The organism is Bacillus sp. FSL K6-0268 (genome assembly GCF_038005425.1).
GTDB lineage: Bacteria > Bacillota > Bacilli > Bacillales > Bacillaceae_G > Bacillus_A > Bacillus_A thuringiensis_S.
On the sequence record NZ_JBBOTF010000007.1, the window covers coordinates 43,369 to 57,592 of the forward strand.

The window sequence follows — 14,224 nt, forward strand, 5'->3', positions numbered from 1 at the left end:
AGTATTTTATTCGGGATTTTTAGGGAATCCTAAAGAAATTTGCTATATCCTTGTAGAGTCATATTCAGCCAATAGTAGACGAATCTTAACAGTCTTCCCTTCAAATAAATATGTTTTTACATTTAAATCCAAAATGATGTAAATGTTGGATATGCATATATGCATGAAATATATTACGAATTGGTTGTTATACTCCAATTACAGAAAAATTTATATATATTGAAAGTTTATGTCATAATAAACTTGAGAAATATAGTTTTATTATTCAGAAATATTTTTATTTTGTTATAATTAAAGGGGATTTTTAATGTGGAAATATAAGAGGGGGATATAATGAACAGTTCATTACACAATATCGAATCTTTATCACAGCAATTAAATGATTTGTATGCAGCTATTCGTAAAAGGGACTTAAACAGTTCTATTATCTTAAAAGAAAAAATCGACTTGCATTTTGATGAATTCCAAAAAAACTCTGATTTGGCTCTTCACTATCACCTTATTCACTTTCGATATAATTTCTTACTAGATAATTTCAATATTTCAAAAGATAGTTTTGATGTTATTGATACTTTCGATATACCGCTTACAGGTATTTTAGGATACTACTACACATTTTTTAAAGCAATTTATTTTAACGCTGTGGGAAATTATATTGAGGGAAAAGCTTATTTCTATAAAGCAAAAGAATTATTACATGATGTTCCTGATGAATTAGAATATGCAGAATTCCATTATATGTTAGCCATTTCTTTATATGACAATTTTGAATCTCTTTTAGGAATAAAAGAGGTCTTAGTATCTAAGAAAGTATTTCTTAAAAACGATACTTTTGAAACAAATGTTGCTTTTTGTAACAATTTACTCGGATTAATGTGTACAGATTTAAAAAATTATGAATTAGCAGCAGATTTTTATTACGAGGCATTACATACGTTTCAAAAACTTAATGAAGAAAATTGGATATTAATGGTTCAGCAAAATTTAGGTTTTATGTATTCAGAACAAGAGCTAACTGAACAATCTTTACATTATCTTTCTAAGGTAAACAAAAAAGTATTAAATAATTATAAAGTTTTATTTGTTGAAGCAAAAGAACTTTTCAAATTGGGAAAAAATGCGGATGCACTTGATTGTATTGAAAGAGGGGTACATATTTGCAAATCTTTACATCATGAAGAATATTTACATCACTTTAATATTCTTCAAGCTTTTGTACTAGATTTACCTGGTATAGAAATTGAAGAAATAATTTTAAAAGGGAAATTATATTTTGAAAAGCAAAATTTAACAGCGTATAATCAAAGGTACTTTGAGCAACTTGCACATAAGTATAAGCAGGAAAATGAATATTTTAAATCTTGCGAATGTTATAGTTTATCTTACAATTATGCAAAACAAACTAATAAAAAGGAGGTGCTTTCATGCAAATAGTAAAATTCACTGTATTAAGTGCTATAGTATTATTAAGTGTTTTAAATATTGATAATGTAAATACTCTTCAAAAATCAGAAAATATAATAGTGCAATATCAACATGGAAACACAGGAGGGTAAGTTTTACCTCCTGTGTTTTTTATTATAAAAACACATATAAATAGTTAAATCTTTATAAGAAACACCATCTATATTATTTAAATCATGTTTTAAATAATTAAAAAAATTAGTTATATTAGGATTTATTTTATCCTATTGGCTCTTACTCTCACAAGGGGTTAGAGATTTCTTCTTATTCAATTTCTTATTCAATTCCTTATTCAATGTAGCTATCATTCTATGTATGAATTTAGCTCACTTATTCTAAAAACACCCTTTCAAACTTAAAAACTAATAATTGATTAAAAGGATTTTCAAATTTAAAAATACAATTTCATGACAAAAAGCCTTGTGAGGTGTAATTTTTTCAACAAGGCTATATGATTCTTATTTTGTTGTTAGAAATAGCAGTTAAGAGTTAAAACCTAGTATTTCTCGTAACTTCTTAAAATCAATTTGGTTCTTAAATGGCTTATCAAACTCCGTATTAACCATGTGTTCTTTTAATTTCTCCTTGCGCAGTTCCCTATAAGCATTTATTTTATTTGTATACATTTCTATGAAATGGGCAGGAGTACTTACATCTGATTGAGTATGCTCAAAATAGCGTACACACTCCTCGAAAGTCTTTCTTACTTCCCAATCTACGTCTGGTGGCATACGCAATGCAATTGTATAAGCATCTTTTTCAGTAATATTTGTATTTTTACTTAACATGTAGAGATAAAGCTTCTTCTGATCTTCACTCATAAAATCATTCATTTCTTGTAATCTTGCCGCCAGTATCTCTTGTAAGCTAGTTTCCAATTTTTTATCTTCGTCAGAATTCGTTTCTTGTTCCTCATTTTCTTTTTCTTCAGGTTCTACTTCAACAGGATTAAATAAATCTAATCCTGTTGAAGTAGATAAAAGTTGCGTTTCTTCAGATTGTATGTCTTTTTTCTTATTAAAACTCTTACACAAAAAATCTGTAAATGTGGAACAAACATCAATAGTTAACGCCCATTTTTCCTTGAAATATTCTAAGATTTTTAAATAGTTGTTGTGTAAAGCGAGAATATAAACAGAAGGTGCAATCTTACCGTGGCGTCTAGTCTTAATTTGATGACAAACACCAAGGTCTTCTAAAAAACATATTATTTCATTAATAAGTGGAAGAGATACTTTAGATTTTCGACTTAATTTTTTCTGAGATACTTGAGAATAACCATTCTGTACTAAAAATGATAGGATTGTTTCTAAAGCACGATATTTTTGAGGAGAATCTAGGTAATCATATGTATTCTTTGCTTCGCAATCTAATAAAATATGATCTATATAAGAAATGACATGTTTTACATGACGATTAATTGTACCCTCTTTTGGGGATAAATGTTGAATATGTGGATTTAAATCTTTTAAAGCTGAGCTGAGTAAAAAATTTCGAATGAACACAAAAAAACCTCCTATTTTTCCTAACTCAACAAAGGATGGAAAATAGGAGGTTTTGATTCACAAGATATTTAACATATGGTATAATTGTATTGTGTTAAATATACTTAAGAAAACCCCCTACTTTTTGGGTCATTTTAATTGTTTCAGCCGCCAAACTGATAAGACAATTAAAATGGAGTTGAGGTAGGGTTTTTTTTATTTAAAAGCATTTATGATGACATATTAGTTTTTTTATCTTGTAACATGACTTAAATAATATTAAATTACGTGTTAATTTGACCAAAGTAATTCTGTGAAAAACTTTATCTGAATTTACATACTTTAATCTTATAACTAATTTGATAGAATTTCAATATATAAACGAGTAAATTCGACTTGAAAAAACGTTAAATCTACAGAGATAATTTAGGAGTCTTGAGTGAAAAGGGGTTCTACATATAGAAAGTTGCAAGGGAAATTAATCGATTGGTTATTTTTATCAAGACTTAATTTATTTTATTCTTGGATTATCAGGCCGCTTTCTTGAAAGCGATCGAAGAACACCGAAAACCCACTTTTTTAGAAGTGGGTTTTCGGCTTTTATCTAAATGAAATTATTAAGAGTTTTTTATTTCGTTTTGAAGGTAATTAGCAAAAGTTTCAAAATCCATATGCAGTTGTTTTTCTTTATAGTTAAAAAAATTTAAATATGCATCAAGTTCAAATTTTAATTTGTCTTGTTTTATAGTTGGTAAATTTGAAAGTTGTTCATAAAGTTGATTGCATCTTTCTTGTTGTTCATCTGAAATAGAAATATTTAACGGGTTGTCGCTTGCTCCTATTAAATAGTCTGTGCTGACATCTAAAACTTTTGAAATTACAGCTAGAATGTCATATGGTGGCTCAGTGCCTTTTAGTTCCCAATTTGATAACGAGTTCACAGTAAAAGTGGAATCACTTAATTCACTAACTTTTTCTGAAAAATCCTTCATTTTCCATCTGCGCTCTAGGCGTAATTGTCTTAATCTAGTTCCGAAAACTCCCACAAATACCAATTCCTTTCATTGATAATTAAAAAATATAAAATCGATAGTGAAGCGAAAATAAATAACAAGAAATAAATCTGTAAAAAATACATAAAAAAATGTGATTTTTACTTGTTTTTAGCTTAAAGATGATATAAGATAAAAACCAAGGGAGGTGTTAAGTATGAATGTTCATCAAAATATTGTAACGAATTTAAGGTTAGTTCGCGAAAGTAAAGGAATTACGATGAACCAATGTTCAAAAGACTTAAATATTCCATGCGGTGTTTTTCATGAAATCGAAGTAGGCAAAAAAAGTACAATTGCATCTCGAGCTATTATAATTGCAGAGTATTTTAATCTACCTGTAAGCGAACTATTTAGTCCAACATATTATCGAACCAAAGTTACGTAATTCTGATTAACTTGATAAGTATACCCATACAATATACATTCAATGTACATTGTATAGGAAATAGGAAAGATTTCAATCATTTTTAACTGCAAGTAGAAACTATGTTCATGAAGTATATTTTTTTGTTCAACTTAGACTGAATTTTTTAAATATTAAATCTATTTAGACCTTTAAAAATTTCATACTCAAAAAGGAGCTACTAACAATGACGAAAAGATTCGTGTATTCCAAATCCTTGGCCTTGGTGATGAGCTTATGTATGTTCTTCATCAGTGTACTGATTCCGATGAAATCTGCGAGTGCGGAGGTAATTCATCGTGAAAATTACGAGATGAAGTGGGCTTACAGTCCACAATACGGAAAAAATGTCCGTACAGAGCTTTTGAAAAACGCTAGTGGTCAAATTGCGTATTGCTTAGTATATGGGCTTAAGTCTCCAAATGGTACAGACTTACCAGAGGTAGGGCGAACGGATGATGTTGTCTACCGTGTACTGTTAAATGGATATCCGCAAAAAACGCCTGAACAACTAGGAGTTTCTACATGGCAACAGGCTCATTATGCAACGCAGCTGAGCATTTGGCATGCACTTGGACAAATCAATACAGGTGAGTTGCAATTTAAAGATGCAGCTGTGGAGCAAGCAACGAAAGCCATTACGTATGCGGCGGATCATACAGGAGACACACAAGATGTTTATATGAATGTACAACCAACAGATAAGCAAGAAGCTACGTTACATGGTGAGTATTTTGAAACCACAACATATGCTGTAGAAACGAATGCAAAAAAAGGTGAGTACAAGATTCAATTGCAAGAAGCACCAGCTGGAACACGAGTTGTCACAGAACAGGGAGAAGCAAAAGAAACATTCCAACTAGGTGAAAAATTCCGTGTACAAGTGCCGAAATCCTCTAAAAGTGCGGAATTGTCATTACGAGTAACTGCCAACCTGACAAATCAACATGCGGTGATGTATAAAGGTACAAGTGTGATTCAGGATGCAACGGTTCTATTAGAACGTAGTCAAGAGAAAGTCAGTCAGGATTTACAAGTCTTTTGGAAAGCGGTAGGCGGTTTGAAAATCCTTAAAGTGGATGAAAACAAGAAACCACTGGCAGGAGCAGTATTTGAAGTGTTAGCTAGCAACCAGAAGAGTATGGGAACGATCACAACAAATGCAGAGGGTATGGCTACGATAGATAACATTGAAATGGGTTCTTACGTAGTAAAAGAAATACAAAGCCCTGTTGGTTATATCTTAAATGATACCCCGCAAACGTTAGAAGTCAAAACGGGTGAGATTGTAACGTGGACAGCTGAAAATAAACAAATTAAAGGGAACGTACAATTGCTGAAAGTAGATGCGGAACATCCAGAAAAGAAAGTTGCAGGTGTTACATTCCAATTGAAAAATAGTGCAGGGAAAGTCATCAGCGAGCATACAACAGATGAAAATGGTCGAATCAAAGTAGAGAACATTCCATTTGGTTCTTACACATTTGTAGAATCGAAAGCGAAAGAAGGATATGTGTTATCGCAAGAACCAATCCCATTCCAAATCGCAGAACACGGAAAGACAATCGAATTAGAAGCAAAGAATGCGCCGATCTATGGCGAGCTAGAAATCACAAAGGTAGATGTGGCTGATGGGAATCACAACCTTCCCAATGCAGAATTTGAGATTCGGAATGAAAAAGGTGACATCGTAGCACAAGGCAAGACAAATGCAGAGGGAATTGCGAAGTTTAGTAAAATCCCGTTCGGTACATATACGTACCGTGAGGTTGTAGCGCCCGAAGGGTTCATGTTGAACGAAGAAACCTTCTCTTTTGAAATCAAGCAAAATGGGGAAATCGTGAAACATATTGTCGCAGATGAAAAGATTCCATCGATTCAAACAACCGCTACGGATAAAACGGATGGGGCAAAAGCAATGCACACGTCTAAATCTGTTACAATCCAAGATAAAGTGGACTACAATGACCTATTAGTAGGGAAAGAATACACGCTTACAGGTAAAGTAATGGATAAGTCAACTGGGAAACCACTCGTTGTAGATGGGAAAGAAGTAACAGCGGAAGCGAAGTTTACACCAAAAGAAGCAAACGGTACGATTACGTTAGACTTCACATGTAATGCAACTGGTTTAGAAGGAAAAGAAGTTGTGGTATTTGAGAAGTTATTCAAAGACGGAAAAATGGTTACCTCACATGCGGATATCAACGACAAAGGGCAAACAGTCAAGTTTGTGAAGCCTGAAGTGAAAACAACAGCTCTAAACAAAGCGGATGGATCAAAAGAGTTAGACGCTACAGATTCGGTAACAATTCAAGATAAAGTCGAGTACAAAGACCTTATCGCAGGGAAAGAATATGTAGTGAAAGGAAAGCTCATGGATAAAGCAACAAACAAACCATTACAAGTAGATGGGAAGGAAGTTACATCAGAAACGACATTTACTGCGAAAGAAAAAGATGGTTCTGTTACGTTAGATTTCACATTCAATGCTTCTGCACTTGAGGGGAAAGAAGTAGTGGTATTTGAAGACGTATATCAAAATGATGTGTTAGTTGCAACGCACGCTGACATTCAGGATAAAGGGCAAACAGTGAAGTTCAAAAGTAAGCCGGAACAACCGAAATCAGAGCAACCAAGTAAACAACCTGAGAAGTCCGTACAACCACAGCTTGAACAATCAAAAGTAGTAGAACAGCCTGTAAAAGAAAAGCCAATTGTGAAAGCAGTAGAACCAGCACCAAAGAAAGTAGAACATAAGCTTCCAACGACAGGTGGAAAAGCAGAGAATCCGTATTGGATGTGGATTGGTGGAGTTGTAATGTTATTAGGTGGATTTGTCGCAATTCGTGCCTATCGTACAAATAAAAAGGCGAATGAGTAGGATATCAATTGTAGGAAAGGGTGAAGTACAGTGGTGAAATATCGACTAGGTTATGACTATGTATTTATACCGAATGAACCGATTGTATATAAAGGAGAAGACGTGAGCTCCATGAGTGTCGATGTGTTGTTTCAAGTATTTGATGAAAACGGACAGGAGCGATTGTTTGAGGAGAAGGAATTGACAGATCAACGTCTTCTCTTGAAAAACGGGTCATCTTGTTATCTAACAGAGTTAGTAAGATGTTTGTTTGACAAAGAAACGATTCTATCTTTTGAACGAAATCAGCGTTTACTAGAAGGCAGTGGTTACACGATAGAATGGACAATTGATTCGTATGCCAAAGCTGTAGGAATCGGTTATTCTGAAGCACAGGAAATGTCAAAAGAAGAATGGATGGGCTTGATGAGGGGTTACCGGGAATTGTTTGACAATCGGGATAATGAATCAGCACAAAGTTGTGCGTATTTTACCGAGAAAGTAACTATTTGACACAAGTAAATGAATGATTTTCAACGACAAAGGGTTGGTGGGAAACGGAATCGTATAAAGGGTGTCAGTTGAGAGAATAATCTAAAAGGGAAGGTAGGGAGAAAAATGCGTGGTGTAAGCATGTATAACCAAAACCAGAAGCGATTTGTAGGCGGTACAGTTGGGAAAGGAAAGATGTATACCCTCCACTTGGATGAATATATGCAGGCAATGGCAATTGCGAGAACATTTGTCAAACCAGCGGAACGAGAAGGGTTTTGGGTAGAATCAGCCATAGAATTATTAGCAGGCTGTATGATGTATTTTCAAAAAAAGAGCGGAGAACTTCTGTATGTTGATGTAGACCAGACATTAGACTTGCTACAGAAAGCAACCGAACAAGAGGAATATGTAGCAGAGTTAATGACGTCAATTGGAGAAAATCACCCATCGTATCATATTTTTAAGAAAATTGATCCTTCAGAACGTATGACAAGGACAGGGATTATTGAACAGTTAGTTTCTATTCTTCGAAAACATGATATCTATCAGCAATATCCAAAAAGGCTAGGAAGGGGAGAAGGGATATGAGTCAGCCATTGCAGAAACACTCCTTGGTGGTTCGAAAGTCTGGAGAAGGAATGGGTCAAAGCTATATTTTTGAAAGGGAAAATATTGGGTTGGTACAGGAAAAGGAATATCTGTCCCAAGAAAGGCTTCAGAAAGATTCTTATGAGGCGGAAGAAACGTTCCATTTTTTTAGAGGGTGTAAGAATGCATGTTTACTAGCCATTCCAACATGGATAGCTATATTACTGATATGGTTTCTATAATGAAAATCAGAAAGATAGGTGAAAGAAATGTTAATCGGGGCTACTGAAATCAAGTTTGAAAAAGAAAATCATTCGAATGTGTACGTCGTTGGTCCTACTGGCGCAGGAAAAACACGATGGTATACCATTCCAAATGTAAAGAAAGAAGAAAAGAACATCATCGTTGTAGAGAGTAGGAAAAAGGAAATCTATTATGCTACCAATCAAACAAAGGCTGAGCAGGGATATGAAATCGTACAATTGGATCTCCTTCATCCGCAATTTGAAGAACGCTTACAAGGCATTATAGTGAACGCTACACAACAAAAGTTTGTGTTATATATTTCTGCTAATCTATTTGATAGTACGTATCAAGAGCGGGGAGAGCGTCTTCAAAAGGTTTTTGACCTACTACAAGAAAAAACATTAGAAAGAGATGTACACCTTTATTTAGAAGAATATGAGTTGTATCCCATTCCTAATCTCTTGCATGTTCTACAAGTTGTGAAAGCTAAAGGAATTTATGTTTCCATGATTATTCAGTCACACGCTGTTCTTCAACAGATTTACGGAAAACAGGTTGCCAATCAAATTGCTGGGGATTGCAATCAAACGCTATTTTTTGGCACAAATAGTATGGATGATGCAAAATATTTTAGTCGAATGAGTGGATATGATCAAATGGAACTTTTTTTACTACAAAATGAAGTGATTGTACTCGATACGTATTATCTTCCTCGAAAAGTACCAATGAAGCAGGTAGATTGCAATCACTAGATGACTAGAGAACTATACAAACGGAGGGGTCAAAATGAGTAAGAAACAAGCATTTCTGAAGAAAGTTACGATTGTAAGTGGGACAGTGCTTGCGCTGTCTTCTCTTACTGGGTGTTTTGGAAAAGAAGAAGCGTCATCTAAAGAAAAAGGCAAAAAGAAAACAGAAGAAGTAAAAAAAGAGAAGAAGCCTGAGAAGGAAAAGGAGAAGTCAGGGAAAGAGAAGGAGGGAGAAAAAGAATCGCATCCTACTGATGAAAATGTCATGCAGGTATCTTCTAAAAAAGAATCTTCACCTATATCTACCACTATAGCAAAAAAATATTTAACAGAAGATGAAACGAAGCAATTAACAACGATTCTTCAAACGAATCAAAAATCGAAAATAGAGCCAGAAAAGTTACCAACGCCTGCAATCGAACCACCAAAAATAGAACCATCACCGCCAGTTATCTTGACACCATTAGGAAATACATCAAATGCAAAAGAATCCATTTCACTTGAAAAACCTACGTCACCAACCAATATAGAAAAGCCGAAGGTGAAGGTAGAACTGCCAACAGAACCTGATAAGCCTACGCCACCAGTCATTATGCCACCAACAGATGATGGAGGAGGGGATAAACCCAAACCGCCCGTTATCATAACACCTACAGGTGGAAATGGGGGAGATAAGCCTAAACCTCCCGTAGACCCGCCTATAGAGCCAGAAAAGCCGAAACCAATCGTAGATAGCGAAGCACCAAAAATGACAGTAAAAGAGAATCTAACGGTACAAAAAGGACAGAATCTAAATCCTTATCATTTGGTTACCGTAACCGACAACATGGATCAGAGTCCGTTATTGTCGATTAACGGAAACTATGACACAAGTCAAACGGGGGAAATGCAGGTAGAAGTGGTTGCCATTGATAAAGCAGGTAACCGTTCTAGTATCAGGGTAACAGTAACCGTTATCGACCCCGAAGCAGATAAGGATAGGGAAGCGCCTGTGATCAAAGTGAAAGAGAACATTACAGTGACAGTTGGTCATATTCTTTCCGCACAAGATTTAGTTACTGTAAGTGATAACAAGGATGCGAATCCAATTGTTTCTGTCGGCAAGTACGATACAAGCAAAGCAGGAGAGATACAGGTAGAAGTTATTGCGGTAGATCGCTCTGGAAATCAGGCAAGTGTCATGGTTACGGTGAAAGTAATAGATGTAAATGAGAATAAAGACACGGAAGCGCCTGTGATGACACCAAAAGAGAATGTCACCGTAAAAGTCGGAGCAAAATTATTACCACAAGAGTTGGTTACCGTACAAGATAATCAGGATGCAAACCCTACAGTAACGATTGGAGCGTATGATACGAGCAAAGCAGGAGATATTTCAGTAGAAGTGATGGCAGCCGATCAAGCAGGAAATCTTTCTGTTACGAAAGTGGTAGTCAAAGTAGTAGAAGAACAAAAGCAAGACCCACCTGTTGAACCACCAAACGAACCCGAGAAACCATCATCTACAGAAGACACATCCAAGCAGGCGCCAATTGAACAAGGAGGGCAAGTGTAGTGGGAATGGGGGATTATACTTACGCACGTATGCTCTATACAGCTGAGCAAAGTAAGAAAGGGCAGGTGTTTATCATTGACCCAAAGTCGAATTGGAGAGAGCTAGACGTAAAATGAGGAGAGAAGAGAGGGAGTGGTTGTCATGAAACAAAAAGTAAAAAACTTGTTTCAAAATAAAATCATTTGGCAGTATGCAATGTTTACGATGATATGTGTCATTATATTTACTCCACATACTGCTTTTGCCGCTGGTGAAGAAGACCAGATTAAACAAAAGATTAAAAGTATTGTAGATGCTGTTTCGACTATTATTCTATTCGTTGCCCCATCCGTTGGAGCTTGTATGTTTGGATGGAAAGGAATCAAAATGAAGCTGGCAAATAACCCATCGGAGAAAGCAGAATGCAAAGGCGATATGTTATCCATTGTGATGGTGACAGGCGTTATTTTTATGGGAACATTAATTGTGAATTTTGTAGTTGGAAAGTTGAGGTAAAGAAAGATGAGTCCAAAACACATTCATATTCCAAAAAATATTGAGGCGAAGTTTGAGTTAATTCCGAATACGGGTATAGGGTGGAAGGAGATAGGTTACTATCTTCTCTTCCTTCCACTTGTTGGCGGAACATTGTATTTGTTACCGATTCATATTTTTGTGCAACTTGGATTAGGTTTAGTTTTGTTCGTTCTATTTACGGGGTTACTTGTGCTACCAGCGATTCAAGGATGTAACGTGAAAGCAGGTGCGTACTTGCTAGATGTATTTCGTTTTCATCAGCGAAAAAGAAAGAAACAAACGATCTTGTTATATAAAAAAGAGTAGGTAGGTGAGAAAATGGGTTTCCAAAAATGGCAAGAAAATCGAAAACAGAAACAACAAGCAAAACGAACGCAGGATTTAATTCCGATTCAAACGTTGTATCATCAAGCGATTCTGACGAAAAAGCAAACCTTGATTGTGGGCATTCGGGTGGGGACGATGAACTTGGAGTTAATGGGTGAGGAAGACAAACTAGAGTTGATGGAGGAATTTGGTGCGATTGTATCAGGGATTCCATGTGAATTTCAAATTGAAGTACTGGCAGAACCTGTTGATTTATCGGATTATGTGGAAGATCAGAAGCAAAAGATAGAAGAAGAATCGAATGCCATGCGTCAATTATTAAGAAGTGGCTATGTTTCTTATTTAGAGAACTCCTCACACGCTCAGAATACGCTGAAAAAGGCGCACTACCTTCTTTTAAGGGAGAAAGTACAGGGCAGCGAAGAGAGCGTTCAAAACGGGCTGGAAACGCTCTTAGAAAGAGCGGAGATGTTGCGAGAGAATTTGACGGAACTTTCAGAAGATGGTCTGGAATGCCATATCTTAAATGCTCATGAGATTGTTCAAATTCTTCAGGTGCATTTTAACAACTATCAAGCACGTATTAATCGTTTTAAAGAAGTGTCCTCGCCCTATATTACAGTGAAACATGCCAAAAGTAGACCAAACATAAAAGGAGGGGAATAGCGGATGTTACGATTCAAGAGAAAAGAGAAAAAAGAAGAACCAACCTTTCAACGTTTTTCTGTAGCGGATCAGATTGCACCAGCTATATTTGAGGAAGAAATAGATTATATCCGGGTGGGAGAGGGATATGAACGTATCCTTTGTATGACGGATTATCCATCAAGTAGCTACATGGGGTTTTTATCCAAATTGTATCGGTTAGAAGGAAATATCTCCTTTACCTATCATGTAGAACCAACTTCTTCTGCTGATATGATTAAGAACTTTAGTAATTCGATTGAAGAGTTAGAAGCAAGGTTGCTGTCGGGAAAATTAAATCCTGAAATGAGAAAACGAGCGGAACAGGAATTAGAGAGCGCCAATAATATGCTGGAGGATTTAGTGGCAAATGATACAGGTGGCATGTTACTCGTGCATTTCCTGATTCGGCTTCATGCCGAGAGTCTCGAACAGCTAAAGAAATTAACGGATAAGGTAAACAATGCGTTTTCAGCTCGTAATCTCTTTGCCTATGTGCCGAGTGCACGTATGCAAGATGCTTTTGAATCCTGTTTGCCCATTCTGGAAAATAAGGTAGGAGAATATACGAGAAGAAATATGGATACAAAAGCATTCTCTACTTTCTTTCCTTTTGATGAAACCGAATTGTTTACCAAACGTGGGATTGCGATGGGAAGAAATATCAAAACAAAATCGCTCATTGTGGTGAATAAATGGGAATTACAGAATCGAAATGGCATTATTTTAGGGCAATCGGGGTACGGAAAAACCAAATTGAAGCAAATGTTACTGATGCGCGACTTTATGGAAGGGATTCGAATTTTTAACATGGACCCAGAAGGAGAAGATAGCGAATTTGTTCAGAAACTCGGCGGGCAAGTGATTGAATTGTCCAATACCACAGATACGCGTGTCAACCCGTTACACGTGTTTTATGAGCGAGATACAAAAAAGAAAGGAAATCCATTACTGGAGCATTTAGAAAGAGTGAAGATTTTTTTCAAGATTATGCGTCCGTCTATGACGATTGATGAATTAGCGGTATTAGATGCTTACTTGGTGGAATTATACGAATCAGAGCCTTTTCGCATGACATTTGATACAGACTTTGAGCAAAAGAAATCGAAGGATTTTCCTGTTTTAGCAGATTTATATGCGCTATTGATGAAAAAAATCGAGGAAGGAGACGACACATTAAAGTTGTTCTCCTATGTACTGAAACAATACGTTTCAGGTGCAAATAATCGTATTTTTAATGGACCTACCAATGTAGATTTACGTAATCAACTCATTTCGTTTGATATTTCCAGACTAGGAGTCGGTTCAGCTTTACAATCTTGTGCGATGTTCAATGCGACTTCGTTTCTATGGGATGAGATTACGAGAACAGCAGGGAGAAAGACATTGTTTTTAGATGAATTACACGTATTCGCAGACCCGTCTAATCCGCAAAGTATGGAATTCATTTATCAGATTTGGAAGCGGATTCGAAAGTATGATGGAAGCGTATGGGGTGCAACACAACAGGTAGAAGAATTACTCCGAGCGAGTGATGGGAAAAAGAATTACGGGGGAGCGGTTATTGAAAATAGTTTAATGAAAATGTTCTTACCACTTGCAGAAAAATCCATTCACGATTTGATGACGCAGGCGCAGATCAAATTTTCAGACAGTGAACGAAAAATTTTAAAACCTCGTAAGAAAAATAAAGGAGAAGGAATTTTTATCTATGCGGATAAACGTGTCCACCTTCTGATTGAACCAACAGAGGTGGAATGGGAACTGATGGGCGGAAAACCAAAAGAGGGGGAAG

At 35.8% G+C, this 14,224-nt stretch carries 14 protein-coding genes; 12 read left to right on the forward strand and 2 right to left on the reverse strand.

All coding sequences use genetic code 11. From position 1 onward, the window contains the following. Nucleotides 1-333: 333 nt before the first annotated feature. Nucleotides 334-1,434, forward strand: a complete 1,101-nt coding sequence (locus MHI28_RS35810) for a response regulator aspartate phosphatase (protein ID WP_075720262.1) — start codon at nt 334-336, stop codon at nt 1,432-1,434. Continuing rightward, on the forward strand, nt 1,425-1,556 hold the full coding sequence (locus MHI28_RS35815) for a hypothetical protein (protein ID WP_254915330.1): 132 nt from the start codon (nt 1,425-1,427) through the stop codon (nt 1,554-1,556). The genes MHI28_RS35810 and MHI28_RS35815 overlap by 10 nt, the downstream gene beginning before the upstream one ends. Before the next feature lie 390 nt (nt 1,557-1,946). Here MHI28_RS35815 and MHI28_RS35820 read toward each other — a convergent pair whose 3' ends face one another. Continuing rightward, nucleotides 1,947-2,969 carry a Replicase RepFR55 gene (locus MHI28_RS35820; protein ID WP_075717005.1) on the reverse strand — a complete coding sequence of 341 codons (1,023 nt, stop codon included), beginning with the start codon at nt 2,967-2,969 and terminating at the stop codon, nt 1,947-1,949. Nucleotides 2,970-3,565: 596 nt separating this feature from the next. Further along, nucleotides 3,566-3,994 carry a helix-turn-helix domain-containing protein gene (locus tag MHI28_RS35825; protein ID WP_043935277.1) on the reverse strand — a complete coding sequence of 143 codons (429 nt, stop codon included), beginning with the start codon at nt 3,992-3,994 and terminating at the stop codon, nt 3,566-3,568. A gap of 163 nt (nt 3,995-4,157) precedes the next feature. Between MHI28_RS35825 and MHI28_RS35830 the strand changes: the two genes are divergently transcribed. The 10 genes from MHI28_RS35830 to MHI28_RS35875 form a co-directional block, all read left to right on the forward strand. After that, nucleotides 4,158-4,388 (forward strand): helix-turn-helix domain-containing protein, encoded by a 231-nt coding sequence (locus MHI28_RS35830; RefSeq protein WP_075717006.1) that lies wholly within the window; start codon nt 4,158-4,160, stop codon nt 4,386-4,388. Nucleotides 4,389-4,593: 205 nt separating this feature from the next. Then, nucleotides 4,594-7,290 carry a VaFE repeat-containing surface-anchored protein gene (locus MHI28_RS35835; protein ID WP_340829578.1) on the forward strand — a complete coding sequence of 899 codons (2,697 nt, stop codon included), beginning with the start codon at nt 4,594-4,596 and terminating at the stop codon, nt 7,288-7,290. Nucleotides 7,291-7,320: 30 nt separating this feature from the next. Continuing rightward, a complete protein-coding gene (locus tag MHI28_RS35840; RefSeq protein ID WP_075717008.1) occupies nt 7,321-7,782 on the forward strand; it encodes a hypothetical protein in 462 nt (153 codons plus the stop codon). 105 nt (nt 7,783-7,887) lie between these two features. Then, nucleotides 7,888-8,352, forward strand: a complete 465-nt coding sequence (locus MHI28_RS35845; protein WP_075717009.1) for a hypothetical protein — start codon at nt 7,888-7,890, stop codon at nt 8,350-8,352. A 269-nt stretch (nt 8,353-8,621) separates the two neighbouring features. Next, a complete protein-coding gene (locus MHI28_RS35850) occupies nt 8,622-9,350 on the forward strand; it encodes a type IV secretory system conjugative DNA transfer family protein (protein ID WP_075717011.1) in 729 nt (242 codons plus the stop codon). A 34-nt stretch (nt 9,351-9,384) separates the two neighbouring features. Then, nucleotides 9,385-10,902 carry a hypothetical protein gene (locus MHI28_RS35855; protein ID WP_075717012.1) on the forward strand — a complete coding sequence of 506 codons (1,518 nt, stop codon included), beginning with the start codon at nt 9,385-9,387 and terminating at the stop codon, nt 10,900-10,902. A 141-nt stretch (nt 10,903-11,043) separates the two neighbouring features. Beyond that, nucleotides 11,044-11,397: a TrbC/VirB2 family protein gene (locus tag MHI28_RS35860; RefSeq protein ID WP_075717013.1), complete on the forward strand. Its 354-nt coding sequence runs from the start codon at nt 11,044-11,046 to the stop codon at nt 11,395-11,397. Between the two features lie 6 nt (nt 11,398-11,403). After that, nucleotides 11,404-11,724 carry a hypothetical protein gene (locus MHI28_RS35865; protein ID WP_000074651.1) on the forward strand — a complete coding sequence of 107 codons (321 nt, stop codon included), beginning with the start codon at nt 11,404-11,406 and terminating at the stop codon, nt 11,722-11,724. A 12-nt stretch (nt 11,725-11,736) separates the two neighbouring features. After that, entirely contained in the window at nt 11,737-12,411 is a 675-nt protein-coding gene (locus tag MHI28_RS35870) for a hypothetical protein (RefSeq protein ID WP_075717014.1), read from the forward strand. A 3-nt stretch (nt 12,412-12,414) separates the two neighbouring features. Then, the coding region (locus MHI28_RS35875; protein WP_340829590.1) for a VirB4 family type IV secretion system protein at nt 12,415-14,224 on the forward strand (1,810 nt) is incomplete at its 3' end.